A 25,918-nucleotide genomic window follows, 5' to 3' on the forward strand; every position below is an offset into this window, starting at 1 on the left:
AACGTCTTCTCAGACGGTGCGCGGTCGCCATGGCTCGTGCTCGTGCGCGAGCCACACCAGCTCGGGGTCGAGCGCACGCACCAGCAACTGGCCGTCGGTGCTCGGCTCGTCGAGCTCGCCGGACCAAACCGCCACGTCGCCTGCGACGACGACCGGACGCCCACCGTTCTCGACGACGACCACCTGCGTTCCGCGTGTGTGGCCCGGTGCCGGGACGAGTCGGAGCCCGGGGAGCAGCTCGAGCTCGCCGTCGACCGGCACGTACCGCACGCCGGGCGCGTCGACCCACTCGCGGATGGTGTAGTCGTCCTGGCTGCGCGCGTCGTCGAGCTCCCGACGCTGGACGTAGGTCGGCCTGCCGGCGAAGAGGTGGTTGCCGCCGCAGTGGTCGAAGTGCAGATGGGTGTTGACGACGATGTCGATGGCGGCCAGATCGAAGTCCTGCTCGCTCAGTGGCCGAAGCCGGGGATCCATGTCGGCCACCGCTGGGTGGAGCTCCGTCAGGCCGGTGTCGACCAGCACCCGCCCCTCGGGATGGTCGATGACGTGCACGGAGACCGGGATCCGCTCGCCCTCGGCGAGCAGGTCGGCAACGCAGACCGGCGTGATGGTGGGGGCGTTCATCGTGCGGCGACCGCCGCGGTGGTGGTCGAGATGAGAGTCATGACGAGCTCCTTCACCTCTCCTGGCTGGCGCGCAGCCCACTGGAGAGGTCGGTAGTCGACCAGCCGATGGCTGCTGGGGTCACGCTCATGCGTAGACGGTGCGAGCTGTCGTGACTCATCGGTGCGCCCGATGAGGACTCTCGCGACGAGTGGACCAGTTCCCGGGCCCGGCCGGGCCGGCCCCTTGACGGCGCCTGACCACTTCAGCAGTCAACGACTGTGGGATCTGCTCGGCCCGCGCGAGGAGTGCGGCCGAGCCGGACCGCCACCGCGGTCAGAGGCCGGCGACGGCCGGACCTCCGTGTCCCTGCAGCCGCCTCCAAGGCGCTCGCGGGCCGGGTGAGCGCCCGCGGATCAGCGGGTGCCGCAGCCGCCTCGCCCGTCCGGGATCTCGAGCCACCCGTCGCCGCCCGACTCGTGCGGCGAGCCGGGGTCACTGCCGACAGCCCCGGCCGTCGCAGACGTCAGCACCGAGCAGGTGCGGCCCGTCGAGGTCCCCACCGGACCGGTCCCGCCGTGTCCGCGGCACCTCGGCGACGACGGGACGGGGCCGCACCCGGGGCGGCGCCGAGGGATCAGTCCTCGGGCAGCCGCACCGGCGCGAGCTCGTCGAACAGGTCACCGGGGCCCGGGTTGTCCGGGTGGGTGCGCCCGCCGAGGTGGTGGACGACGCCCCACACCGCGTTGAGCGCCGTCTGCACCGCGCCCTCGGCCCAGCCGGCGGTCCAGGAGACGTCGTCGCCGGCGAGGAACAGGCCGCGGTACTCCTCGGGCAGGTCGTCCTGCTTGAAGTGCGTGAACAGCCGCCGCTGGTAGCGGTAGTGGCCGGGCAGGTTGGCCTTGAACGCGCCCATGTAGTCGCGCTCGGACTCCCACGACACCGTCACCGGCGAGGCGATCACGTGCCGGCGCAGGTCCACGTCGGGGTAGATCTCGCGCAGCGAGGCCAGCATGACCTCCATGCGCTCGGTCGCCGACAGCGGCAGCCACTTCAGCGAGTCGTCGGCCCAGGTGTAGCTCAGGCAGATCAGTCCCGGCTGCCCCTCCCCCTGGTCGAGCAGGTAGGTGCCGCGGGTCATCCGGTCCGACAGCGTCATGCTCATCCGGTGCCGGCCGGTCTGCGGGTCGACGTCCTTCCAGAACGGCCGGTCGACCAGGCAGAACAGCTTGGTCGAGCCCATGTAGTGGGTGCGCTCGATCGCCGTCCAGTGGTCGATCGGGAACAGCGACTCGTCGCAGACGATCCGCGAGAGCAGGTTCCAGCTCTGCGCGGTGAACACCGCCGCCCGGTACGTGCGGATACCACCCGCGGCGTCGGTCACGGTGAGGCAGTTCGGCGCGGTGCGGTGCAGCCGGGTGACGGCGGACAGCGGCCGCCCGCCGGGGTGCAGCGAGGCCACGCTGGTGCCGGCCGGCCAGTGCACCGGCGCCTCCACCGCGGCGCGCCACAGCCCGACCGGCACCTGCTGGGAGCCGCCCACGATCGACAGGTGGTCGTCGTCGGCGGCGGTGTAGACCACCCGCAGGATCTCCAGCATCGAGTTCGGGTAGTCGGTGTCCCAGCCGCCGGTGCCGAACCCGACCTGCCCGAACACCTCCCGGTGCCGGAAGGAGCGGAACGCCGGCGAGGCGGCGAGGAACCCGTAGAACGTCGTGTCGTCGAGCTGCTCGACCAGCTCGTCCCACAGCACCTTGATCGCCTTGACGTCGCGGTCGCGGATCGCCGCCTGCATGGCCTGCAGGTGCGCGCGGCCGGCCAGCGTCTCGTGCCAGGCGTCGGCGACCTCGCGGTAGAGCGGCGGCAGGTCGTCGAGGGTGCGCGCGTAGTGCGTCTCGCCCTTGAGGTCGACCACGGTGCTGGGCGTGGCGACGTCGAGCGGGTTCGGGAAGCGCTGCGTCCGCAGGCCCAGGCGCCGCACGTAGGAGAAGAAGGACGTCGACGACGGCGGGAAGCGCATCGCGCCCATCTCGGCCACCACGCCGGGGTGTCCCTCGAAGCCGACCGAGCGCAGCCGGCCACCGATCTCGTGCGCCTCGTAGACGACCGGCCTGAGCCCGAGCCGCATCAGCTCGTAGGCGGTGACGATGCCCGACAGGCCGCCGCCGATGACGGCCACCTCGGTCCCGCGCGCGGCCTCGGGGACCTCGCCGAGCCCGGCCGGGTGGGCCAGCCAGTCGTCGTAGGCGAAGGGGAAGTCCGGGCCGAACATCGTCAGCGGCCGGGCCGGCCGCTCCTCGCCCGGCTCGTGGGCGGCGACGGGGATGGCGGAGGTCATGCGCGGTTCTCCGTGGGGTAGAGCTCGGGGCGGCGGTCGGTCAGGTGGGTGTTCACCCGGCGGGAGGCGGTGAGGACGGCGGGGTCGACGTCGGCGAGCAGGAGCTCCTCGCCGCGGCCGGCCCGGGCCAGCTCGGTGCCGTCGGGGGCGATGACGCAGCTGGCGCCGCAGTACACGAACTCCCCCTCCTCACCGGTGCGGTTGGCGTAGGCGACGAACAGCTGGCTCTCGTAGGCGCGGGCCGGCACGAGCACCGTGCCGACGTGGCCGTAGGGGTCCATCAGCCCGGTGGGGACGACGAGCAGCTCGGTGCCGGCCAGGGCGTGCGCGCGCACCGCCTCGGGGAACTCGACGTCGTAGCAGACCAGCAGGCCCACCTGCAGGTCGTCGAGCCGGAACTGCACGACGCCGACGTCGCCGGGCACGAAGGCGTCGCGGTCGACGTCGCCGTAGAGGTGGGTCTTGGCGTAGCCGGCCAGCAAGGCGCCGTCCCGGTCGACGACCACGACGGTGTTGGCCACGCCGGCCGGGGTGCGCACCGGCAGCCCGACGGCGATGGCCAGCCCGTGCTCGGCGGCGATCGCGGCGACCCGCCCGGTCAGCGGCCCGGGCACCGGCTCGGCCAGCTCGGCGACCCGGTCGGCGCCGATGGCGTAACCGGTCAGCGACATCTCCGGGGTGACCAGCAGCCGGGCGCCGGCCGCGGCCGCGCGGGCGGCGGCGCCGGCGACCGCGGCCAGCCCGGCCTCGGGGTCCGGCGTCTCGGCCGGCCCCTGCAGGAGTGCGATGCGCACGGTCTCCCCCTCCTGTGCGGGCTCAGGCACCGGCCGGCGGCGTCCGCAGGGCGGAGTGGCGGTACCCGTAGCCGGCGTAGACCGCCAGCCCCACCAGCATCCACGCGAGGAACACCAGCCAGGTCGCCGTGCCCAGGCCGAACACCAGCAGGACGCAGAACAGCACGCCGAGCACCGGGGTGAGCGGGTACAGCGGCGTCCGGAAGGTGCGCGGCAGGTCCGGCCGGGCGCGGCGGAGCAGCACGACGCCGATGTTGACCAGCGCGAAGGCGAACAGCGTGCCGATGCTCGTGGCGTTGGCCAGCTCGCCGAGCGGGACCAGGCCGGCCAGCAGCGCGATGAGCACGCTCACGATGACCGTGTTGGCCACCGGGATCCGCCGGCGGGCGCTGACCTTCGAGAACACCGGGGGCACCAGGCCGTCGCGGGACATCGCGTAGAGGATGCGGGTCTGCCCGTAGAGCACGGTGAGCACCACGCTGGCGATCGCGATGACGGCACCGATCGAGAGCAGCACCGCCGTCCAGGTCTGCCCGGTCGCGATGCTGAGGACGTCGGCGAGGGCGGCCTCCGAGCCGCTGATCTGCGGCCACGGCACCGCGCCGACGGCGGCCAGGGCCACCAGGCAGTAGACGACGGTGACCACCAGCAGCGAGAGCACGATCGCCCGCGGCAGGTCGCGGCGGGGGTCGCGGGACTCGTCGCCGGCGGTCGAGGCGGCGTCGAAGCCGATGTAGGAGAAGAAGGCCTGCGAGGCGGCGGCGGTGATGCCGGCGACGCCCATGGGCACGAACGGCGCGAGGTTGCCGGCGCGGAAGGCGGTGAAGGCGACCGCGCAGAAGAACAGCAGGACGCCGACCTTGAGCACGACCATCGCGGTGTTGACCTTCGCGCTCTCGCTGGTGCCGCGCAGCAGCAGCGCCATGGCGAGCAGCACGACCACGATCGCCGGGACGTTGACCACCCCGCCGTCACCGGGCGGCGCGGACAGCGCCTCGGGCAGCACCGTGCCGACGGTGTTGGCGGCGAGGTCGTCGATGTAGGCACCCCATCCCACGGCGACGGCGGCCACCGAGACGCCGTACTCGAGCATCAGGCACCAGCCGCACACCCAGGCGACGAGCTCGCCCATGGTCGCGTAGGTGTAGGAGTAGGACGACCCCGAGACGGGGATGCTGCCGGCCAGCTCGGCGTAGGACAGCGCCGAGAACAGCGCGGTCACCGCGGCGAGGACGAAGCCGAGCACGACCGCCGGTCCGGCCAGCGGCACCGCCTCGCCGAGGATCACGAAGATGCCGGTGCCGAGGGTCGCGCCGATGCTCAGGGCGGTGAGCTGGAGCAGGCTCATCGACCGGCGCAGGCCGTGCCCGCCCTGCTCCTCGTGCTGGGCGACGATGGCGTCGACCGACTTGAGCCGGAACAGCTGGCCGCGGCGGGCCGGCGCCCCACCACCGACCGGGCCGCCCGGTCCGGCGCTGACTGTGCTCACGGGTGCTCCTCTGCGGCCGTTCTGTGGTCTGGGTCGCAGCGAGCATCACCATCGGTTGCGTAGATGTCAACCACGGTTTCCTACAAGGGCGGCCGCCCGGCGGACAGCGCGGGCGCGAAGACCCACAGCACGCGGGTGACGCCGTCGGTGCGCAGCGAGCGGAAGCCGTGCTCGGCGCCAGGGGAGAAGGTGAACGCGTCGCCCGGGCCGAGCCGGGTGACCTCGCCGGCCACGGTGACCTCGAGGTCGCCCTCGAGGACGAAGACGAACTCCACCTCGGCCGGCAGCGCGTAGGGCTCCTCGCCACTGCCCCCGCCGGGCGCGACCTCCGACAGGATGGCCTGCACCCGCCGCTCCCCCGCGGGCGTGAGCAGGTACTCGGTCAGCCCGCGACCGCCGAAGGCGATCGGGGGGTAGCTGCCGGCGCGGACCGCCTCGCCGCCGGGCGCGGCCTCGAAGAGGCTGCCCGGCGAGATGCCGAGCGCGGCGCACACCCGGACCAGGGCGGCCACCGAGGCACTGGCCTGGTCGCGCTCGAGCTTGCTGAGGAAGCCCTTGGTCAGCCCGCTGGCCTCCGCCACGTCGGTGAGCGTGAGCCGGCGGGCCTGCCGGACCGCCTTGAGCCGATCGCCGATGCGCGGCACCCCCGCCTCGGGCACTGCCCCCATCCCCACCTCCCGATCCCCCGCGGACACTAGTTCCCGGCCCGGCGTTGACAAATGGGAAACACGAGTTGACAGTGACGGCCGACCCGGACGGGGGATCCACCCCCGTTCCCGCACCCCAGGAGACCCCGTGCCGGAGCAGACCCCGATCGGTCCCGTCGACGCCACCCAGGTCCCCCGCTATGCCGGGCCGGCCACCTTCGCGCGGCTGCCGCGACTCGACGAGGTCTCCCGCGCCGACGTCGCCGTCCTCGGGGTGCCCTTCGACTCCGGGGTCAGCTACCGGCCCGGCGCCCGCTTCGGCCCCGGGCACGTGCGGGCGGGCTCGAAGCTGCTGCGCCCCTACAACCCGGCGCTCGACGCCACGCCCTTCGGCACCCAGCAGGTGGCCGACGCGGGGGACGTCGGCGTCAACCCCTTCGACCTCGGTGAGGCGATCGAGACCATCGACCGCGAGGTGACCGCCCTGCGCGCCGACGGCGCCCAGCTGCTCACCATCGGCGGCGACCACACCATCGCGCTGCCGATCCTGCGCTCGCTGGCCCGCGACCACGGCCCGGTGGCCGTGCTGCACTTCGACGCCCACCTCGACACGTGGGACACCTACTTCGGCGCCCCCTACACGCACGGCACGCCGTTCCGCCGCGCCAGCGAGGAGGGGCTGATCGACCTGGAGCGCTCGCTGCACATGGGCATCCGCGGCCCGCTGTACAGCAAGCAGGACCTCGAGGACGACACCGTCCTCGGCTTCCAGGTGATCCGCTCCGACGACTACGAGGTCGACGGCGTGCGCAGCATCGTCGAGCGGATGCGCGCCCGGCTGGCCGGCGGCCCGGTCTACGTCTCGGTCGACATCGACGTCCTCGACCCCGCCCACGCGCCGGGCACCGGGACGCCGGAGGCCGGCGGGCTGACCAGCCGGGAGCTGCTCAACACGCTGCGCGGGCTGGTCGGGCTCGACGTGGTCGGCGCGGACATCGTCGAGGTGTCCCCGCCCTACGACCACGCGGAGCTGACCGGCATCGCGGCGGCCCACGTCGGCTACGAGCTGCTCTCGGTCCTGGCGCTCAACCGCGGCTGAGCACGACAGCAGGGTGGTGCCCTCGCGACCAGCCACCCGTTGCTCCGCGCCGGTCCGTCGGACAGAGGTCCCCGCCCGGCCAGGGCTGGGTTGGCCGACGACCCCGTCCATGCCGCTTGACCCTCATGAGCACCCGGCGCCATCGCCCCCTCGGCCCACCTGTGCACACAGCGCCTCGTCACGATGATCGAGTACGGCCTCGCCAGGGAGGTCCACCCGGGCAGGCACACGCCGAGGCGCTGCTGCCGGACGCCTCCGCGGCGGCCGTGGGGACAGACCCTGACGGTGCGCCCCCCTGACCCACGGGACCGGGCACAGCACGGCCGCGAGACGACCTCCGCTGCGTCTCACGACCACTGCGATGACGACGGGATCCTGCGCATCCTGCCCGCGGCGACTCGTGTCCCTCAAGGCGGGGCGGACTCAGGGACACCGGCGTCACCGGGCGCGCAGATCCTCCACAGGACAGACCTAGGCGGGCGGAGCGAAGAACTCGAGCGGAAGGCCATCCGGGTCCCGGAACGAGAGGCCGAAGCCGTAGCTGGCCTCCTCGATGCCGCCGTGCCGGATCCCGAGCTCGTCGAGCCGGGCGGCCCACCGCCCCAGCTCGGCCTGGTCGACGCATGCGAAGGAGAGGTGGTCGAGGCCCGGTCGACGCTCGTCGAACGGCACGTCGTCGAGGCCGTCCGGGAACTCGTGCAGGCCGACCAGCGTGTCGCCCAGCGACCACACGACGTGCCGGAACGGACCGGTGTCCTCGTCCAGGACTGGCTCAGCGCCGAACAACTGCCGATACCAGGGGACGCTCCGCTCGAGATCGGCGACCGTGAGCGCGACGTGGGCGATGCGGGGGAACGACATGGTGGAGCCTCTCCAGGCGGGAACCTCCCGGCGAAGGTCGTCCTGCATCGTGTGGAGTCCAGGTCGACGCGTCAAGGGCCGCGCTCCCCCGGACCCGGTCCCTCCGCCTGGACCCGCTGCTCGACCTCAGACGGCCCCGGAGGTCCTCGGGTCGGGCCGTGCGACCGCCGCAGCGGCCGAGGCGCACCGGCGGGCCACCGACCGGGCGGCTGTCGCGCCCGGTGTCCCTGAGTGGGCCGCTCAGGGACGTACGCAGCAGTAGCGGCGCACACGATCCGCAGGACAGCTCCCGAACGGTCAACCCACGGTGCGGTCCACGACCGCCGTCGCGACGACGAGGTCCTGCCACGACATCCCGACGCTCTTGAAGACCAGCGGACGGTCGGCCGGCACCGCGACCGCGCCGGTGACGACGTCGCGCACCGGCACCAGGTCGTCCGGGGTCAGCGTGCCCTCGGCGATCGCCAGCACCACGTCCCCGGCCTCGCGCAGGGTGGTCGCGACGTCCTCCACGACCACGGTGGCGCGCCCGAGCAGCGCGGCGTCGAGCTCGCGGGCGTCGGGCGCGTGGGAGCCGACGGCGACCACCACGGCGTCGTCGCGCAGCAGGGCGGAGTCGAACACCGGGGACCGTGCCGAGGTCGCGCAGACGACGACGTCGGCCGACCGCAGCGCCTCCTCGGCCTGCGGCGACCCCAGCGCGACCGCGTCGAGCGGCGTCCGGGACGGGTCGCGGACCAGGTGGGTGGTCGACTCGACCGGCCGGACGGCGGCCAGCGTGGTGGCGTGGCCGGTGGCCTGCGGGCCGGCACCCACCACCGCGAGCCGCAGCGGGCGCTCCGGCAGCCGCGGGAGGACGGCGGCGACCGAGACCGCCGGGGTGCGCAGCGTGGTCAGCGCGGTCCCGTCGAGCACCGCCCGCAGCGCGAGGGTGCCGGCGTCGAAGAGCAGGTAGACGGCCTGGATGCGGGGCAGTCCGCGGGCCGGGTTGTCCGGGGCGACGGTCACCACCTTCACCCCGGCCGCGGCCGGCACCTCCGACGGCATCAAGAGGAACTGGCCGTGCGCCAGGCCGACCGGGACGCGCGGCGGGTCCGCGGCGGGGTCGAGCCCACTGCGCAGCGCCTCCGCGATCGCCCGGACCGCGGCCGCGGGGCCCAGCGCGGCGACGGCGTCCGCGTCGAGGCTCACCGCAGCGGGCACCGCGGGGGTCACAGGCCGGCGTCGGCGGGGCCCTGCGGGCCGCGGGTGCCCCAGGCGTAGGTCTGCTTGGCCAGCCCCAGGTACAGGTGGGTCTCGGTGGACTCCACGCCGTCCACCCCGCGGATGCGGGCGACGACGTCGAGCAGCTGGTCGTCGTCCTCGCAGACCACCTCGACCAGCAGGTCGACCGACCCGGCCGTGATGACGACGTAGTCGACCTCGGTGAACGCGGCGATGCGCTCGGCCGCGATCCGCGCGTCGCCGCTGGTGCGCACGCCGACCATCGCCTGCCGCGAGAACCCCACCTGCAGCGGGTCGGTGACCCCGACGATCTGCATGACGCCGGCGTCGAGCAGCCGCTGCACGCGCTGGCGGACGGCCGCCTCCGAGAGGCCCACCGCCGCGGCGATGCGGGCGTAGGGACGGCGACCGTCCTCCTGCAGCTGCTCGATGATCGCCCGGGAGACGTCGTCCAGCACGAACTGCCGACGGATGGTCACCGGTGGCCCTCCCGCCTCGGTCACGTCGACCCGGCGGCTCCGGGCCCGTTGATCGTAACGAGGCCCGCGGTGGCCCGGCGCGGCCCTCACCGGGCGGGCGGGGTGCCCGGTGAGGCCTGCAGCGCCAGCCACAGGTCGACCCGGTCCGCGGTGCTGTCCAGCCTCCGGCCGGTCAACTGCTCGACGCGGGCCAGGCGGTGGCGCAGCGTGTTGACGTGCACGTGCAGGCGGTCGGCGGTCTCCTGCCACCGGCCTCCTGAGTCGAGGAAGGCGCGCACCGTGGCGAGCAGCTCCGAGGCGTGTCGCCGGTCGTGGTCCTCGAGGCCACCCAGGACCGTCTGCCGGAAGTCCTCCACGTCGCCGCGGTCCTGCAGCGCCAGCAGGTACGCGTGCCGGCCCCGCAGCTCGTCGGAGAGGACCGCCCCACCACCGTGCCGGTGCGCGAGCTCGGCGGACTGCTGCGCCTGGGTCGTGGCTCGCCGCAGGGTCGCCACGCCGTCGGCCGCGGAGCTCACGCCCGCCCCGGCCGCCCGCACCCGGTGGGCGAGCGCTCTGCCGACGGCCAGCGGTCCGCCGGCCTCGTGCACCGCGGCGCCGGACAGGACGGCGAACAGCTCGGCCCCCCGGAGCGCGAGGACGGCGTCGACCCCGGCGTCCTCGCGCCAGCTCTCGGCCGAGGCCAGCGCCCCCTCGGCGTCACGGACCCGGCACACCACCACGACCAGGGGCCGCTCGGGGTCCAGCCGGTAGGTCGCCAGCCGCGCCGCCGCGAGGTCGTCCTGGCGACCGAGGACCAGGGACACCACTTCTCCGGACAGCCGGCGCTCCGTCTCGCGCACCGCCCGCTCGCGGGCGAGCACGAGGCCGACGATGGGCGCGGCGGCGTCCGTGCGGGCCCGGACGAGCAGGTCGTCGCCGGTGACCGGGACGGCGAGCAGCGCCGCCCGGCGACGGCCGGCCATCACCGACCGCACCCGCCAGGTGCCACGCCCGGGCACGTCGACGTCGTGGGGCGGGTCCGCCGCCGCGCCGGGCCCGGCCTCCTCGGTCAGGGCCCGGCACGCCTGGTCGTCCGGCGGCGTGCCCGTCCAGGCCAGGACCTCCCCGCCGCCGTCGACGATCCACACCTCCCGCCCGATCGCCCGGCCCAGCACGGTCGCCACCGAGCCGAGGGCCGCCCTGGTCGGCTCCGTCTCCGCGGCGGCGAGCAGGTCGGTGGTGAGCCGCAACGAGCCACGCAGCACCGTCTCGTTCTCCCGGGTCAACCGGTCGACGAACCACTGGGAGATGGCCAGGAAGGGCGTCTGCACGCCCACGGCCACCAGCGGCAGGCCCTGCTCCCGGCAGGCGCGCACCAGGGCCGGCGGCACCCGCTCCCCGGGTTCGAGGAGCCCGTAGCCGACGCCGGTGGCGGCGCGGCCGGTCACCGCGCGGACGAAGTCCGCCGCCGAGGCGCCCCGCCGTCGCCACAGCCCGGCGGTGAGCAGCAGCTCCTCACCGACCAGGTAGGGCGAGGGATCGCTCAGTTCCGTGACGTGCACCCAGCGGATGGGGCGGTCCAGGTCCCCGTCCACGACCAGGTCGACGGAGAGACCCGACGTCCCGAGGAGGTCCCTCAGGCTGCTCGGCATCGGAGGAACCTACAACACCGAGGGGCGATCAGTGGAGGTTGCTCCGACGACCTGCCCACAACGGTCTGTCACGCTCTCCGGCGGAGTCCGCCGGCGCGTCCGCCGGGGCCTGCAGTGGAGGACCTCATGAGCGAGACAGCACGCCGGCCCGAGCGCACGCGGATCGAGGTGCGGTCGATCGACTACGTGCCCCGCGCCGAACGCCACGGCAAGGTGTGGCACCAGGGGCCGTTCTGGTTCGCCGGCAACTTCGTGCTGGTGACCATGGTGACCGGCTTCATCGGCGTCTCGCTGGGCCTGTCCCTGGGGTGGACGTTGCTGGCCATCGTGCTCGGCGTCGGGTTCGGCACCTTCTTCATGGCCTTCCACGCCAACCAGGGGCCGCGGATGGGACTGCCCCAGATGATCCAGTCACGGGCGCAGTTCGGGTCGCGCGGGGCCGTCCTGCCCTTCGCCGCGACGGTCTTCGTCTACGTCGGCTTCATCGTGTTCGACCTGATCCTGGCCACCCAGGCGCTGCAGCTGGTGCTCCCTGGGGGGCCGTGGTTCTGGTACCCGGCGCTGGCCCTCCTGAGCATCGCGATCGCCGTGGTCGGGCACGACCTGCTGCACTTCGTGCAGCGCTGGCTGACCTACGTCCTCCTCGCCTTCTTCGGGGTGTTCACGGTCTGGGCGATCGTGCACCTCGGCGACGCGGCACAGCCCGTGCAGACCGGCTGGTCGCTGACCGGGTTCCTGACGATGTTCTCCGTCGCCGCGGGCTACCAGATCAGCTACTCCGTCTACGTCTCCGACTACTCCCGGTACCTGCCGGCCGACACCCCCGCCGGGAAGGTCATCGCCTGGACCTACCTGGGCGCGGGTGGCTCGGCGATCTGGCTCATGGGGCTGGGCGCGCTGCTCGCCGACCGGCTCGAGGCGCCGGACGCCATCGGCAGCCTGGTGACGGTGGGCAACGAGCTCTTCCCGCACTTCGGGACGGCGCTGGTGCTGGTCTCGGTCCCGGCCCTGATCGGGATCATGTCGGTCAACGCGTACGGCGCCATGCTCACCAGCGCGAGCGCGGTCGACGGCTTCCGGCGGATCTCCCCGGGCGTCCGGACGCGGATCACCGGCATCGTCGTCGTGATGATCCTGTCCGTCGTCATCGCGCTGGTCCTGCCCGAGGACTACCTCGGCAGCTTCAACACCTTCGTGCTGCTGATGCTCTACTTCCTCATCCCGTGGACGGCGGTCAACCTGGTGGACTTCTACTTCGTCCGCCGGGGCCGCTACGCCATCACCGAGATCTTCAGGCCCCGGGGCATCTACGGCACCTGGCCCGCCCGCGGGCTGGTCCCCTACCTGGCCGGCGTCCTCGCGATGGTGCCGTTCGTCGTCACCACCGCCTACACCGGGCCGGTGGCCGAGGCGCTCGGCGGCGTGGACGTCTCCTTCCTGGTGGGGCTGGTCGTCGCCGGCGGCCTCTACCTCGTGCTCAGCCGCAGCCTCGACACCGCGGCCGAGGAGCGGGCCCGGGTCCGCAGCGACGAGGAGCTCGAGTCGCTCGTCCGGCAGGGTCGGACCCACTCCCCCGACGGCTTCGAGCCGCTGGCATGAGCGGCCCGCGTCCCGCCGCCGGCCGCCCCCGGGTGGCCGTCGTCCAGGAGCCGCCGGCCGTGCTGGACCTGACGGCAGGTGTCGCGCGTGCGGTCGCTGCCGTCGCCTCTGCCGCCGCCGACGGTGCGCAGCTGGTGGTCTTCCCCGAGACCTGGCTGACCGGCTACCCGGCATGGGTGTTCGGCCTGGCCGGCTGGGACGACGCGGGGGCCCGTCACTGGTACGGCCGCCTGCTGGCCCAGTGCCCGGCCGTCGACGGGCCCGAGCTGGACCCCCTGCGGGCCGCGGCCCGCCGGCACGGCGTGCTGGTGGCGATGGGCCTCAACGAGCGGTCCGGTGCCGCGGGCGGGTCCCTCTACAACTCGCTGCTGTACGTGGGCCGCGACGGCGCGACGCTCGGCGTCCACCGCAAGCTGGTCCCGACCCACACCGAGCGGATCGTGTGGGCGCCGTCCCCGGACGCCGCCGGCCTGCAGGTGCACAGCACGGAGGTCGGCCGGGTCGGCGGCCTGGTGTGCTGGGAGCACTGGCAGCCGGTGATCCGCCAGGCGCTGCACGCGCAGGACGAGCAGGTGCACCTCGCGCTGTGGCCGGACATGACCGAGATGCACGCCGTGGCGGCCCGGACCTACGCCTTCGAGGGCCGCTGCTTCGTCGTCTCCGCGGCCCAGTTCCTCACCGCCGACGACGTCCCCGGGGACCTCCGCGAGGCCTACCGGCTCGGCGTGGGCCCCGACACCCCCGCCACGGGGACCTGGTTCCCGGGCGGCAGCGCCGTGGCCGGGCCGGACGGCTCCTGGCTGGCCGAGCCGCTCACCGGACCCGGGATCGTGCACGCCGAGCTGGACCTCGAGCTGACGACGGCCTTCAAGCACGACCTGGACGTGGCAGGCCACTCCAGCCGGGCGGACCTCTTCAGCCTCACCGTGGACCGCCGCCCCCGGGCGGCCGTCTCGTGGCGCCACGCCGACACCCCTGCGGACGTCGACGCACGGCGGACCGGGAACGGCTGACCGGGACACCCCGCCCCGGCCGGCCGCCCCGGCTCAGCCCACGACCTCCACCAGCCGGCGCAGCTCGGCGGCCACCACGCCCGCCCGCGCCAGGACGTCGTCGCGGGCGGACGCGGCCTGCTCGCGGACGGCGGTGAAGCGGGCCAGCGCGGTCGCGTGCCGCCGGGCGAAGGCGTCCGCGTCGCCGTCGGCGTCCCGCAGCAGCGCCGCCACCAGGGCCCACCGCAGCCGGTCGACCTCGTCGCGCAGCGCCGCGCGGGCGGCGACGCCCCAGTGCGAGATGCCCGCCTGCTCGGCGGTCCAGGCCTGCACCCGCGGCAGCTCCAACAGGCGCTCGAGCGCGGCGTCGGCCTCGACCACCCGGCCGGTGCCGATCCCCGCGGAGCGGGCCACGCCGGCCAGGTCCACCACGTCGGCCCGGCAGCCGAGGACGGCGACCCGCGCGGCGAGCTCCGCACCCGCGCCCGCGGCGGTCAGCTCGGCCCGCAGCGCGCGGGCGCGGTCACCGGCCGCACCCGGCCGGGCCAGCCACGTGTCCGGGTCGAGCTCGCCGGCCACCGCGGCCAGCGCGGGTGCCGCCGCGGTCAGCGCCGCGGGGTCGGGGTGGGCGCGCAGCAACCGGTCGGCCGCCCGCTCGGTGGCCGCCTGCAGCTCGGGCAGCGCCAGCCGCTCCACGGCCAGCGGCACCTCGTCCCCGGAGAGGCCGTCCACCCGCGCCCACAGCGGGTCGAGGTCGAGCACCCGGGTGGCCACGGTGTACGCGCGGGCCGCGACCGGCGTGGGGACGCCGTGGCGCTCCTCCAGGCGCAGCAGGAACCCCGGGCCCACGCGGTTGACCAGGTCGTTGGCCAGCTGCGTGGCGGTGATCTCCCGGGCCAGCGGGTGGGCGGCCACCCGGTCGGGCCAGCGCTCGCGCACCTCGCGGGGGAAGTAGGCCGCCAGCACCCCGGCCACCGACGGGTCGTCGGGCAGGTCGCTGCGCAGCAGCTCCTCGCGGACCAGGTTCTTCGAGTGCGCGAGCAGCACCGCGGCCTCGGGCCGGGTCAGCCCGGCCCCGGCCTGGCGCAGCCGCTCGACCTCGGCCTCCGACGGCAGTCCCTCGAGGTCGCGGTCGAGGCCGTGCCGCTCGAGGTCGCCGATCAGCTGGGCGTGCCGGTCGAGCAGGAACGGCGCCTGGGCCGCGCACACCGACAGCGCCCGCGCCTGCAGCGCGTTGTCGGCCAGCACCGCCGCGGCCACCTCGTCCCCGACCGCGCGCAGCACCGCGTCGCGCTCGGCGCGGGGCACCCCCGAGAAGGCGATCTTGAGGTTGACCTCGCGGTCGGAGGTGTCCACGCCGGCGGAGTTGTCGATGAAGTCGGTGTTCAGCGCGACGCCGGCCCGCGCCGCGGCGATCCGGGCGCGCTGGGTCAGCCCCAGGTTGCCGCCCTCCCCCACCACCCGGCAGCGCAGCTCCCCGGCGGTCACGCGGACGGCGTCGTTGGCGCGGTCGCCGACCTGCGCGTCGGTCTCGTCGGCGGCGCGGACGTAGGTGCCGATGCCGCCGTTCCACAGCAGGTCGACCGGGGCCCGCAGCACCGCCTGCACCAGCTCGGCCGGGGACAGCTCCTCGGCGTCCACACCGAGCCGGGCCCGCACCTGCGGGGACAGCGGCACGCACTTGGCGTCGCGGCGGTGCACGCCACCGCCCGGGGACAGCGCCGAGCGGTCGTAGTCGTCCCACGACGAGCCCGGCAGCGCGAACAGCCGGCGGCGCTCGGCCGCCGACCGGACCGGGTCGGGGTCCGGGTCGAGGAAGACGTGCCGGTGGTCGAAGGCGGCGAGCAGCCGCAGCTCGTCCGACAGCAGCACCCCGTTGCCGAAGACGTCGCCGGACATGTCACCGATCCCGACCGCCGTCAGCGGCCCGTCGGGGTCGGCGCCGAGCTCGCGCAGGTGGCGGCGCACCGACACCCACGCGCCGCGGGCGGTGATGCCCATGGCCTTGTGGTCGTAGCCGCTGGAGCCACCGCTGGCGAAGGCGTCGCCCAGCCAGAAGCCGCGGCGCTCGGCGACCTCGTTGGCCAGGTCGGAGAAGGTCGCCGTCCCCTTGTCGGCCGCGACCACGAGGTAGGGGTCGGGCCCGTCGTGCACCACGGTGCGGGCCGGGTGCACGACGCGGTCGCCGTCGCGGTCGTCGGTGACGTCCAGCAGCGCGTCGACGAAGGTCCGGTAGGCGCCGGCCACCCGCTCCTGCACCGCCGCGCGGTCCAGGCCGCGCAGGTCGCCGCGGACGACGAAGGCGCCCTTGGCCCCGGCCGGCACGATGACCGCGTTCTTGACCATCTGCGCCTTGACCAGGCCGAGCACCTCGGTGCGGAAGTCCTCGGGGCGCTCCGACCAGCGCAGCCCGCCGCGGGCCACGAGGGCACCGCGCAGGTGCAGCCCCTCCGTGCCCGGCGAGCAGACGAACGTCTCCACCGCCGGGCGCGGCGCGGGCAGCAGGTCCAGGTGCGCGGAGGCGATCTTCAGCGCCAGGGCCGGCCGCGGCGCCCCGGCGCCGTCGACCTGGTAGCGGTTGGTGCGCACGACGGCGGCGAGCACGTCGCGCAGGCCGCGCAGGATGCGGTCCTGGTCCAGGCTCGTCGTGCGGGTCAGCAGCTCGGCCAGGTGCGCGGCGGCCGAGGCCGCGGCCGCGGGATCGGCGGCGTCCGGGTCGTGCCGGGCGGCGAAGTGCGCCAGCAGCGCGCGGGCGAACCCCGGCGCCGCGAGCACCGTCTCCTCGACGTAGCCGCGGGACAGGCCCAGCCCCACCTGCGCCAGGTAGCGGCAGGCGGCGCGCAGCACGGCGACGTCCCCGACCGGCAGGCCGGCGCCGACGGTCAGGCGGGACAGGCCGTCGAGCTCGGTCTCCCCCGCCCAGGCGGAGGCCAGGGCCTGCTCCAGCCGGGGCAGCGCCGTCGCCGGCGCCGTCCCGGGTGGGAGGAGCAGCTCCAGCCGGGTGGCCGGCGCGCCGTCGTCCCCGGGGACGGCGGCGGCGTCGGCCACCCGCACGCCGAGCCGGTCGAAGACGGGCACGACGTCGGCCAGCAGCGGACGGGCCGCCGGCCAGGTGACCAGGCCGCCGACCCGGCCGTCGCCGGCCGGGCCCTCCGGACGCAGGGTCAGCCGGCGGCGCGCGCCGGCGGCCGGGGCGCTCACTTCCCGGCGTGCGCGTCGAAGACGGCGTCGAGGACGTCGAGCCCCTCGGTGAGCAGGTCCTGCCCGATGACCAGCGGGGGCAGGAAGCGCAGCACGTTGCTGTGCGTGCCGGCGGTCAGCGTGATGACGCCCTCGGCGTGGCAGGCCTTGGAGATCGCGTTGGTCAGCGCGGCGTCGGGCTTCGTCGTGCCCGGCTCGACCAGCTCGACGGCCAGCATCGCGCCGCGGCCGCGGACGTCGCCGACCACGCCGGTGCGCTCGGCCAGCGCGTGCAGCCGCGGCAGCATGGTCGCCTCGATGGCGCGCGCGGCGGCGTTGAGGTCGTGCTCGCGCATGGTGCGGATCGTGGCCAGCGCGGCGGCGCAGGCCACGGGGTTGCCGCCGTAGGTGCCGCCCAGGCCGCCGGTGTGGACGGCGTCCATCAGCTCGGCCCGGCCGGTCACCCCGGCCAGCGGCATCCCGCCGGCGATGCCCTTGGCGGTGGCGATCAGGTCGGGGACGACCTGCTCGTGCTCGGAGGCGAACCAGGCGCCGGTGCGGCAGAAGCCGGTCTGCACCTCGTCGGCGATGAACACCGCACCGGAGCGGCGGCACCAGTCGGTCAGGGCCGGGAGGAAGCCCGGCGCCGGGACGACGAAGCCGCCCTCGCCCTGGATCGGCTCGATGAGCACCGCGGCGACGTTGGCCGCGCCGATCTGGGTCTCGATCAGGTCGAACGCCCGCGCGGCGGCCTGCTCGCCGGTCATGCCGGCCTCGTCGCGGAACGGGTAGGACATCGGGACCCGGTACACCTCGCCGGCGAAGGGCCCGAAGCCGTGCTTGTACGGCATGTTCTTCGCCGTCAGCGCCATCGTGAGGTTGGTGCGGCCGTGGTAGGCGTGGTCGAAGACGACGACAGCCGATCGGCCGGTGGCCACCCGCGCGACCTTGACCGCGTTCTCCACGGCCTCCGCGCCGGTGTTGAACAGCGCCGAGCGCTTCTCGTGGTCGCCGGGGGTCAGCCGGTTGAGCTCCTCGGCGACGGCGACGTAGCCCTCGTAGGGCCCGACCATGAAACAGGTGTGGGTGAAGGCGGCGACCTGCGCCTGGACGGCGGCCACCACCTCGGGCGAGGCGTGGCCGACGTTGGTGACCGCGATGCCCGAGCCGAGGTCGATGAAGGAGTTGCCGTCGACGTCGACGACCACGCCGCCGGACCCGCGCTCGACGTACACCGGCAGGACGCTGCCGACGGCGGAGGTGACCGCCCCGGCACGGCGGGCGGCCAGCTCGCGCGAGCGCGGTCCGGGCAGCTCGGTGACCAGGCGCCGCTCCTGGGCGACGGTGTCGGGTCCGGTGAGCAGGTCGGTCATCACGGTCTCCTCGTGCGCAGGCGTCCCCCGACGGGGGAGGTTCCGGTGTCCAGGGTGGGTGGCGCACGTCTCTCCCGGTACCGTCCGAAACGGCACCCTCGGGTCGTCCGGGTGTCCACATCGTCGAGTCGAGAGGTGGTCGCCGTGCCGGTCACCGTCGCGACCCTGCTGGGCACCGCGCCGCTCGGGTTGACGCTGCACACCCGCGGTGCGGCGGTCGACCGCGCCGTCTCCTGGGTGCACGTCAGCGAGCTGGCCGACCCGACGCCGTTCCTCGAGGGCGGGGAGCTGCTGCTGACCACGGGCCTGGCACTCGCGTCCGGCGGTGCCGACGTCGCCGACTACGTCCGCCGGCTGGCGGAGGCCGGCGTGGTGGGCCTCGGGCTGGGCACGGGCCTGAGCCACGCGCAGGTGCCCGCCGACCTGGTGGCCGCGGCCGACGCGCACGGGCTGGCCGTCCTGGAGGTGCCCCGGCAGACCCCGTTCATCGCGCTGTCGCGGGCGGTGTCCAGCGCGCTCGCGGCCGAGGAGTACGCGGCGGTCACCCGGACGTCGACGGTGCAGCGGGAGCTGACCCGCGCCGCCGTGGCGCCCGGCGCTCCCGGCACCGTGGTCGACCGGCTGGCCCGGCACCTCGGTGGCTGGGCCCTGCTGGTCGACGCCACCGGGACGCCGCTGGAGGCCGCGCCGCCGTCCGCCCGGGGACGCGCCGGCGACCTGACCGCGGCGGTCGACCGGCTGCGCACGACCCGGCCCCCGGCCGGCGCCGCACTCACCCAGCCCGGCGAGACGGTGCTGCTGCAGTCGCTGGGCACCGGATCCCGGGTCCGCGGGTTCCTCGCCGTCGGGCGGCCGGGACCGTTCCCGGCGGGCGACCGGCACGTGGTCAACGCCGCCGCGCTGCTGCTCACGCTGCGGCTGGAGCAGTCCCGCGCGCTCGACAGCGGCACCGCGGCGCTGCGGGCGGCCATCCTGCGGCTGCTGCTCGCCAGTCAGACCGCCGCGGTCGGCCCGGTGGTCGAGGCGCTCGGCGAGCGGCTGCCGGCCGAGCCGGTGCTCGCGCTGGCGGTGCTGGGCAGCGTCGAGCAGCGCGCCGCCGCGGTCGACGTGGCCGCCGACGCCGCCGCCCACGCCGGCGAGCCGGTGCTCTCGGCCGGTCTCGACGACGCCCTCGTCGTCCTCGTGCCGGCCGACGGCCCGCTGGCCGCGCAGCTGGCCGTCCTCCCCGAGCGGGTGCCCGGCGCCGTCGTCGGCACCGCGCCGCCGGTGCCCTGGGACCGGCTGGCCGACGGCGTGCGCCAGGCCCGGCAGGCGGCCGGGCACGGCCGGACCGCCGGGCGGGCGGTCACCGCGTTCGCCGACCTGGCCGGCCGCGGGCTGGCCGGTCTGCTGGACCCGGCGGCCACCACCGCCTTCGCCGAGGCGGCGCTCGCGCCGCTGGTCGCCGCCGACCGGGCCGGCCCCGGCGACCTGGTCGAGTCACTGCGGGTGTGGCTCGCCGCGCACGGCCAGTGGGAGCCGGCCGCGGCCCGCCTCGGCGTGCACCGGCACACGCTGCGCAAGCGCATCCGGCGCGCCGAGGAGCTGCTCGACCGCGACCTCGACTCCCCCGGCGTGCGCGCCGAGCTCTGGCTCGCCCTCCACCCGCCCACCGGCTGAACGGGCATCTCCGCGGACGTGCACCGTGCACGTCCGCGGAGATGCCCCACCCTGCGCGTGTCGTACGCGCGCCGCTCAGGCGAACGCGGGCATGACCTCGTCGTGCAGCAGGCGCAGCTGCTCCTCCACCGTGGCGACGCCGGCCAGCTCGCGGCCGGTGAAGGCCTTGACCATGGAGGCGTCGGTGATGGCGGCGATGAGGTGGTTGACGCCGGCCGGCTCGATCTCCTTGATCTTCGCCGTCACCTCCTCGGGCGTGCCGGAGAACGACAGCTTGTCGGCGAGCTCCGGGCTGGTCAGCTCGATGCCCTTGGCGAGGTCCCCGCCGGCGATCGCGTCGACGATCGGCGTGAGGTCGTCGGGGTCCACGCCGTTGCGCTCGAGCTGCTCGGCCGGCATCGACGAGGCGTAGATGCCCACCATGCTGCGGGCGGCGTCCTTGGCCGCCGCGGAGTCCCGGCCGACGGAGAGGACGACCCACGCGCCGAAGTCCAGCGACGTCCAGTCCTTGCCGGCCCGCTCGGCGCCGATCCGCAGGTGCTCGGCGGCGTACTCGTAGGCCTCGCGGGTGTAGCTCAGCGCGTGGTGGCAGCCGGCGGAGTGCTCGGCGGCGGCCTCGAACGACTTCGGCCCCCGCATCGCGCCCATCTTCACCGGCACCCGCTCCTGCACCGGCCGGGCGAAGGTGAACAGGCCGTCGTAGCGGAAGAACTCGCCGTCGAAGGTGATCGCACCGTCGTCGAGGAACGTCCGCAGCACGTGCACGCCCTCGACGACCCGCGACAGCGGCCGGGTCTTCGTCCAGTCCAGCTTGTACTGCGCGAGCAGGCCGAAGTTGCCGCTGGAGAGCACCACCTCCGCCCGCCCCCCGGTCAGCTCGTCCAGCGTGGCGGCGGCCTGCCCGATCAGCGTGGGCTCGCGCAGGGTGACCGCCGAGACGCTCGGGCCCATGCGCACCCGGGAGGTCCGGGCGGCCGCGGCGGCGAACAGCAGCCAGAGGTCCTTGTGCCAGGTCTCGTCGGCCGCGTACACCGCGTGGAAGCCGAGCTCGTCGGCCAGCTCGATCGCCCGCAGCGACTCCTCGAGGGGGTAGTCGGGGAGCATGGCGTAGCTGAACTTCATCGGATCTCCTCGCTCGCCTGGGCACGGGCCTGCACCGAGGTGCCGTGCCGGATCTGGTCGTGCCGGATCTGGTGGAGCCGTGCGGCCACCTCGCGGGCGTCGCCCTCGGGGACGTGCGCAGAGTGCCGGTCCGGACGGGCGGTGAACAGGTAGAGCAGCCCCGTACCTGCGACGACGGCCAGGCCGACGGCCACGATCCAGCGGTCGAGGAAGGTCTCGGTCCCCGGAGCCGGCTTGACCAGCAGGACGATGGCGAAGACCCCGTAGGCCAGGGCCAGGACGTTGACGACCAGGCCGGCCGAGCCCAGGTTCCACAGGCCGGCCGGGCGCCAGCCCCTGAGCCGCTGCCGGAGCGCGGCGAGGACGACGGCCTGGAAGGCGATGTAGATGCCCAGCACCGCGAAGGCGGTGACGCGGGCGAGGCTGTCGGGCTGCCAGTAGACGAACAGGCAGATGAGCGCCGGCACCACGCACACGACCAGGAGGGCGTTCGTGGGGACGGCGTGCCGGTCGGAGACGTGCGACAGCCAGCCGCTGGCCGGGAGCATCCGGTCGCGGGCGAAGGCGTAGAGCAACCGGATGCCCGCCGCCTGCAGCGAGAGCACGCAGGAGACGAACGCGACCACCGTGACGACGAGGAAGACCTTGGAGCCCACGGTGCCCAGTGCGCTCACCAGGATCGTCGGGATCGGGTCCACGTCCTCCCCCGCCACGATGGCCTGCAGCTGGGCGTCGGGCGCGGCCAGCACGTAGCCGGCGTAGGAGAGGAGCCCGGAGACGCCGCCGACGAGGATCGTCAGGACCATCGCCCTGGGGATGCGGCGGGTCGGGTCGGCGACCTCCTCGGCCACGTCGCCACAGGCCTCGAAGCCGTAGAACAGGAACAGGCCGGAGAGCGCGGCGGCCAGGAACGTGCCGACGTAGCCCGCGTCGCCACCGGCGCCGAGGGTGTCGAAGAAGACCGAGAACGACTGCTCCCGGCGGAACAGCAGCAGGAACAGGCCCAGGGCGACGACGCCGACCAGCTCGGCGGCGAGGCCGACCTTGGCGATGCGGGCCAGCGTGCGCGTGCCGCTGTAGTTGACCACGAAGGCCACGACCAGCAGCGCGACGGCGGTCAGCAGGACCACCCCCGGGGTGGCGTCCACGCCGAACAGCGCGGCCACGAACCCGCCGCCGAACTCGGCGACCGCGGTGACGGTGACGATGATCGCCCAGATGTAGACCCACGAGACGATCCAGGCGTACCGCCGGTTCCACAGCCGCCTGGTCCACGGGTAGATGCCGCCGGCCAGCGGGTACTGCGAGACCACCTCGCCGAAGACCAGCGCCACCAGCAGCTGCCCGACGCCGACGATGACGATCCACCAGATCGCCGGCGGGCCACCGATCGACAGGCTGTAGGCGAACAGCGAGTACACGCCCACCAGCGGCGAGAGGTAGGTGAACCCGAGGGCCATGTTGGCCCACAGGCCCATGCTGCGGTGGAACTGGCCGGTGTAGCCCAGCGCGGCGAGCTGTGCGTCGTCGGCGGTCGGGCCGCCGTGTGCTCCGGGTGGTGTCACCGGGTCTCCTCGGCTCGGTGGCGCGGCCACCGACGGACGTCGGTGTGCCCCAGGCCACAAGGTCGGCGGGAAACCTATAGAGCCAGAGTTCACAGGACAAGACGCCCGGCGTTGCCTTCCGGTCTCGTTCTGGTCTCCGGGCCCGGGACCCGGGTCAGGCGGTGAGGAGACGCCCGCCGTCGACGAGCAGCAGCCGCCAGGGCACACCGGGGACCGGCGCCTCCGACCCCGGCGTCCCGGCGCCCGTCGCCAGCAGACTGCCGACGAGGTGGCGCGGCGCCGTGGAGAGGACCACCCGGTCCTCGTCGTTGAGCAGGACGAAGGGCGCCGGGAGCCGCCCGAGGGCTCGCAACAGGTGGGTCTCGAAGCGGCGCACCGGGACGTCGGCGCCGGCCACGCCGACGAACCCGCTCCCGGCCACGACCGGCTCGGTCAGCGTCAGCACGTAGCGCCCGGTGCCGTGGACGTCGACGTGGGGGCCGAAGGCGTGGCGCCGCCCGGTCCGCCGCGGGACGTCGTACCACTCGGTGACCGTGTAGTCGTAGTAGCCCAGGCTCGTCGGCCGCAGGTCCGGCTCGAGGGTGTGCAGCTCTCCACCGTCCGGGTCGACCTGCCACCACTCCAGCCGCTGCGGCAGGCCCTGCTCGGGCCGCGGCGCGACGACGAGTCCCAACCCGACGGCGAGCTGCCCGGGCTCGCGCAGCAGCTCCTGCACGCCGTCGGGCAGGACCCACCTCCCGGCGCGCAGCCCGTCGCGCTCGACCGACCGCAGCACCGCCTCGCGCACCCGGGTGACGGTGACGAACACCTGCTCGACGAGGTCGGACACCGCGGCGGCGACCCGCGCGACCTCGTCGGCCCCCTCGGGGGTCACGAGACCTCCCGCTGCGGTGCGGTCAGGTCCCCGAGACGCTGCAGCCGCAGCTCGATGGCCCAGAGCGTGCGGGTCTCGATGTGCGCCTCGGTGAGCGCCCGGGCCCGGGCGGCGTCGCGGTCCTCGATCGCGTCGACGACGGCCCGGTGGCCGGCGACGATGACGTCGAGCAGCCCGGGCGCGTGCGCCGGCGGCCACGGCAGCTGGCCGAGCTCCAGGTGCAGGTCCATCTCCTGCATGGTCAGCCGGACCGACTGGGCGCAGGCGGCGAGCTCGATGTAGTACCGGCCGTCGGTCCGCCGCTGGCCGGTCACCGACCCCGCCGAGGCCAGCCGGTCGACAATGTCGCGCAGGCGGGCGATCTCGGTGCGCGAGGCCCGCGAGGCCGCGAGGCGGGCCGCCGCCGCCGCGACCGCGCTGTGGACGTCGCCGAGCTCGCGCAGGTCCGTGGTGCCCAGCTCGGCCAGGCGGGCGTCGGCGAGCTCGGTGAGGACGTCGTCCCGCGACCGGACGAAGCTGCCGCCGCCGCGACCGCGGCGGGTCTCGACCAGACCCAGCTTGCGCAGCTCGGCCAGCGCCTCGCGCAGGGTCACCGTCGAGACCTTGAGCATGGTGGCGAGGTCGGTCTCCGTGGGCAGCTGCTCGCCGTCGGCCAGCAGGCCGAGGGCGATGGCGCTGCCCACCCGGCGGACGACGGCCTCGCTGCGCAGCGCGCCGTCGTCGAGCGGCGCGAAGACGGCGCGCCGGGCGTCACCGCTGAGCAGTTGCACGCACGCCTCCTGTGCCTGTGGTGACTGCGAGTGTCCCACCCGCGACCCGAGGGCTTAACCGTTGATTCCATAGGTTTTGACCGTTAGCGTGGCGCAGACCCAGCCACCCTGTGACGAGGAGCACCCAGTGACACAGGTCCAGCCCGAGCGGGCTCCGGGAGCGGACGCCCTCTCCGAGCCGTTCACCCCGGGCGCCCCGTCCAACCCGCCCGAGCTGGCGGACTACCCGGAGACGCTCGCCGGCCCGGTCCCGCCGCCGAACCAGGACCCGAGGACCGCCGCCTTCGTCGAGCAGTGGCGCAACACCTCGTACAACTGCTTCTCGTCGGGCCACAAGTTCTGCCGCGAGGTCTGCCCGGTCACCCAGGTCGAGCGCAACGAGTCCTGGACCCCCACGGCCTTCCACGCCAACGTCATCGCGATGGAGCGCGGCGAGCTCGACATCGCCGACATCGCCGCCGACTACGTCAACTGCACCCAGTGCGGCGCGTGCGAGCTCCGGTGCCCGAACACGCTGTTCACCGGCGACTTCTACCGCTTCCGCACCCGCACGGTCGACGTCGTCAAGGCGGTGCGCTCCCTCGCCGTGGAGAGCGGCGTGCACCAGCCGAACTGGCAGGTCTGGAACGAGCGCACCGACCTGCGCACGCACGAGCCCGTGCTCGGCGACACGCCGGTCAGCCAGGAGGAGGTGCGGGACTGGGCCGAGGGCCTCGACATCCCCGTCGGCGGGGAGACGGTCCTGTTCGTCGACTGCGAGGCCGCCTTCTACCGCACGTCGGTGCCGCGCGCGGTCGCGCAGATGCTGCAGATGGCCGGCTACGAGTTCGGCCTCATGGGCGAGCAGTGGTGCTGCGGCGGCCCGGCCGCCGAGATGGGCTACGCCGAGCAGGCCCGGCGCTTCGCCCGGCACAACCTGGACGACTGGCGGGCCACGGGCACCAAGCGGCTGCTGGTGCTCGACCCGCACGACTACATCAGCTTCACCGAGGACTACCCGAGGTACTTCGGCGAGGAGTTCGACATCGAGGTCGTCCTCGTCATCGAGGTCCTGGCCCAGCTGCTGCGCGAGGGCCGGCTGACGCCGAGCGTGCCGGTGGACCGGGCGATCACGTACCACGACCCGTGCCGGCTCAACAAGCGCAAGGGCATCTGGGCCGAGCCGCGCGAGCTGCTGCGCGCCATCCCCGGGCTGCGGTTCGAGGACGTGGACCGGGTGACCCAGTGGTCCTACTGCTCCGGCGGTGGCGGCGGGCTTCCGGTCGAGAAGCCCGAGCTCACCGCGAAGATCAGCGCGATGCGCCTGGAGCGGGCCGCCGAGCTCGACGTCGACACGCTGGTCAGCGCCTGCCCGTGGTCGGAGCGGCCGCTGTCGGAGGCCGGCGACGCGCAGGACATCGACGTCGTCGACCTGCACGAGCTGTTCGCCCAGTCGCTCGGCATCACCGTGGGCGGCTCCCGGGGCGACGTCGGCGACCGCCGGCTCGCGCAGGAGCGCACCGGCGTCCCGGGCCGGGCCCGGCGGGCCTCCGGCAGCTCACGCGGCGGCTGCGGTGGCGGCGGCTGCGGCGGCGGGTGCGGCAACGGTTCCGGCGGCTGCGGGTGCGGGGGGCACTGAC

Annotated in this window: 20 protein-coding genes; 5 read left to right on the top strand and 15 right to left on the bottom strand. The window is 74.7% G+C overall.

Translation table 11 applies throughout. The features are described 5' to 3' along the window. Window positions 1–9 precede the first annotated feature (9 nt). From JOD57_RS05275 to JOD57_RS05295, 5 genes are all read right to left on the bottom strand, one after another. A complete protein-coding gene (locus JOD57_RS05275; protein WP_204690930.1) occupies window positions 10–624 on the bottom strand; it encodes an MBL fold metallo-hydrolase in 615 nt (204 codons plus the stop codon). A gap of 616 nt (window positions 625–1,240) precedes the next feature. Then, a complete protein-coding gene (locus JOD57_RS05280) occupies window positions 1,241–2,941 on the bottom strand; it encodes a flavin monoamine oxidase family protein (protein ID WP_204690931.1) in 1,701 nt (566 codons plus the stop codon). Continuing rightward, a complete protein-coding gene (locus JOD57_RS05285; RefSeq protein WP_204690932.1) occupies window positions 2,938–3,735 on the bottom strand; it encodes a carbon-nitrogen hydrolase family protein in 798 nt (265 codons plus the stop codon). The genes JOD57_RS05280 and JOD57_RS05285 overlap by 4 nt, the downstream gene beginning before the upstream one ends. A gap of 22 nt (window positions 3,736–3,757) precedes the next feature. Further along, the gene (locus JOD57_RS05290) at window positions 3,758–5,224 is read right to left on the bottom strand and encodes an amino acid permease (protein WP_204690933.1); all 1,467 of its coding nucleotides are present in this window, start codon (window positions 5,222–5,224) and stop codon (window positions 3,758–3,760) included. A gap of 80 nt (window positions 5,225–5,304) precedes the next feature. After that, on the bottom strand, window positions 5,305–5,892 hold the full coding sequence (locus JOD57_RS05295; protein ID WP_204690934.1) for a helix-turn-helix domain-containing protein: 588 nt from the start codon (window positions 5,890–5,892) through the stop codon (window positions 5,305–5,307). 127 nt (window positions 5,893–6,019) lie between these two features. Here JOD57_RS05295 and speB point away from each other — a divergent pair, with 127 nt between their 5' ends. Continuing rightward, complete coding sequence (speB, locus tag JOD57_RS05300; RefSeq protein ID WP_204690935.1) at window positions 6,020–6,970, top strand: agmatinase; 951 nt, start codon at window positions 6,020–6,022, stop codon at window positions 6,968–6,970. A gap of 471 nt (window positions 6,971–7,441) precedes the next feature. Here speB and JOD57_RS05305 read toward each other — a convergent pair whose 3' ends face one another. From JOD57_RS05305 to JOD57_RS05320, 4 genes are all read right to left on the bottom strand, one after another. Then, window positions 7,442–7,879: a VOC family protein gene (locus JOD57_RS05305; protein ID WP_239568181.1), complete on the bottom strand. Its 438-nt coding sequence runs from the start codon at window positions 7,877–7,879 to the stop codon at window positions 7,442–7,444. 249 nt (window positions 7,880–8,128) lie between these two features. Beyond that, entirely contained in the window at window positions 8,129–9,022 is an 894-nt protein-coding gene (locus JOD57_RS05310) for an ornithine cyclodeaminase family protein (protein ID WP_204690936.1), read from the bottom strand. A 20-nt stretch (window positions 9,023–9,042) separates the two neighbouring features. Continuing rightward, on the bottom strand, window positions 9,043–9,534 hold the full coding sequence (locus JOD57_RS05315) for an Lrp/AsnC family transcriptional regulator (protein WP_204690937.1): 492 nt from the start codon (window positions 9,532–9,534) through the stop codon (window positions 9,043–9,045). Window positions 9,535–9,620: 86 nt separating this feature from the next. Then, window positions 9,621–11,165: a PucR family transcriptional regulator gene (locus JOD57_RS05320; protein WP_204690938.1), complete on the bottom strand. Its 1,545-nt coding sequence runs from the start codon at window positions 11,163–11,165 to the stop codon at window positions 9,621–9,623. A gap of 126 nt (window positions 11,166–11,291) precedes the next feature. Here JOD57_RS05320 and JOD57_RS05325 point away from each other — a divergent pair, with 126 nt between their 5' ends. Both JOD57_RS05325 and JOD57_RS05330 read left to right on the top strand, forming a co-directional pair. Further along, entirely contained in the window at window positions 11,292–12,764 is a 1,473-nt protein-coding gene (locus tag JOD57_RS05325; protein WP_204690939.1) for a purine-cytosine permease family protein, read from the top strand. Continuing rightward, window positions 12,761–13,777 (top strand): carbon-nitrogen hydrolase family protein, encoded by a 1,017-nt coding sequence (locus tag JOD57_RS05330; protein WP_204690940.1) that lies wholly within the window; start codon window positions 12,761–12,763, stop codon window positions 13,775–13,777. The genes JOD57_RS05325 and JOD57_RS05330 overlap by 4 nt, the downstream gene beginning before the upstream one ends. A 33-nt stretch (window positions 13,778–13,810) precedes the next feature. On the opposite strand, the gene JOD57_RS05335 is transcribed toward JOD57_RS05330, so the two are convergent. After that, window positions 13,811–16,957 (bottom strand): NAD-glutamate dehydrogenase domain-containing protein, encoded by a 3,147-nt coding sequence (locus tag JOD57_RS05335; protein ID WP_307824484.1) that lies wholly within the window; start codon window positions 16,955–16,957, stop codon window positions 13,811–13,813. After that, window positions 16,954–18,309, bottom strand: coding sequence for a 4-aminobutyrate--2-oxoglutarate transaminase (gene gabT, locus JOD57_RS05340; RefSeq protein ID WP_204690941.1), 1,356 nt, complete (start codon window positions 18,307–18,309; stop codon window positions 16,954–16,956). The genes JOD57_RS05335 and gabT overlap by 4 nt, the downstream gene beginning before the upstream one ends. Before the next feature lie 144 nt (window positions 18,310–18,453). On the opposite strand from gabT, the gene JOD57_RS05345 reads away from it, so the two are divergent. Beyond that, window positions 18,454–19,968: a PucR family transcriptional regulator gene (locus tag JOD57_RS05345; RefSeq protein ID WP_204690942.1), complete on the top strand. Its 1,515-nt coding sequence runs from the start codon at window positions 18,454–18,456 to the stop codon at window positions 19,966–19,968. Between the two features lie 75 nt (window positions 19,969–20,043). Here JOD57_RS05345 and JOD57_RS05350 read toward each other — a convergent pair whose 3' ends face one another. From JOD57_RS05350 to JOD57_RS05365, 4 genes are all read right to left on the bottom strand, one after another. Next, on the bottom strand, window positions 20,044–21,090 hold the full coding sequence (locus JOD57_RS05350; protein WP_204690943.1) for an LLM class flavin-dependent oxidoreductase: 1,047 nt from the start codon (window positions 21,088–21,090) through the stop codon (window positions 20,044–20,046). Beyond that, the gene (locus JOD57_RS05355) at window positions 21,087–22,655 is read right to left on the bottom strand and encodes an APC family permease (RefSeq protein WP_204690944.1); all 1,569 of its coding nucleotides are present in this window, start codon (window positions 22,653–22,655) and stop codon (window positions 21,087–21,089) included. The genes JOD57_RS05350 and JOD57_RS05355 overlap by 4 nt, the downstream gene beginning before the upstream one ends. Window positions 22,656–22,809: 154 nt before the next feature. Further along, window positions 22,810–23,529, bottom strand: a complete 720-nt coding sequence (locus tag JOD57_RS05360; RefSeq protein ID WP_204690945.1) for a cache domain-containing protein — start codon at window positions 23,527–23,529, stop codon at window positions 22,810–22,812. Next, window positions 23,526–24,299: a FadR/GntR family transcriptional regulator gene (locus JOD57_RS05365; RefSeq protein ID WP_204690946.1), complete on the bottom strand. Its 774-nt coding sequence runs from the start codon at window positions 24,297–24,299 to the stop codon at window positions 23,526–23,528. Before JOD57_RS05365 ends, JOD57_RS05360 begins: the two co-directional genes overlap by 4 nt. A gap of 127 nt (window positions 24,300–24,426) precedes the next feature. On the opposite strand from JOD57_RS05365, the gene JOD57_RS05370 reads away from it, so the two are divergent. Next, window positions 24,427–25,917, top strand: coding sequence for a (Fe-S)-binding protein (locus JOD57_RS05370; RefSeq protein ID WP_204690947.1), 1,491 nt, complete (start codon window positions 24,427–24,429; stop codon window positions 25,915–25,917). The last annotated feature ends 1 nt before the right edge of the window (window position 25,918 follow it).

This window comes from Geodermatophilus bullaregiensis (assembly GCF_016907675.1).
GTDB lineage: Bacteria > Actinomycetota > Actinomycetes > Mycobacteriales > Geodermatophilaceae > Geodermatophilus > Geodermatophilus bullaregiensis.

Bases quoted from the DNA above. Each gene is read 5' to 3' on its own strand.
- JOD57_RS05305 (WP_239568181.1), bottom strand. From the start codon at position 7,879: ATGCAGGACGACCTTCGCCGGGAGGTTCCCGCCTGGAGAGGCTCCACC.
- JOD57_RS05320 (WP_204690938.1), bottom strand. From the start codon at position 11,165: ATGCCGAGCAGCCTGAGGGACCTCCTCGGGACGTCGGGTCTCTCCGTC.
- JOD57_RS05295 (WP_204690934.1), bottom strand. From the start codon at position 5,892: ATGGGGGCAGTGCCCGAGGCGGGGGTGCCGCGCATCGGCGATCGGCTC.
- JOD57_RS05325 (WP_204690939.1), top strand. From the start codon at position 11,292: ATGAGCGAGACAGCACGCCGGCCCGAGCGCACGCGGATCGAGGTGCGG.
- JOD57_RS05350 (WP_204690943.1), bottom strand. From the start codon at position 21,090: ATGAAGTTCAGCTACGCCATGCTCCCCGACTACCCCCTCGAGGAGTCG.
- JOD57_RS05275 (WP_204690930.1), bottom strand. From the start codon at position 624: ATGAACGCCCCCACCATCACGCCGGTCTGCGTTGCCGACCTGCTCGCC.
- gabT (WP_204690941.1), bottom strand. From the start codon at position 18,309: ATGACCGACCTGCTCACCGGACCCGACACCGTCGCCCAGGAGCGGCGC.
- JOD57_RS05280 (WP_204690931.1), bottom strand. From the start codon at position 2,941: ATGACCTCCGCCATCCCCGTCGCCGCCCACGAGCCGGGCGAGGAGCGG.
- JOD57_RS05330 (WP_204690940.1), top strand. From the start codon at position 12,761: ATGAGCGGCCCGCGTCCCGCCGCCGGCCGCCCCCGGGTGGCCGTCGTC.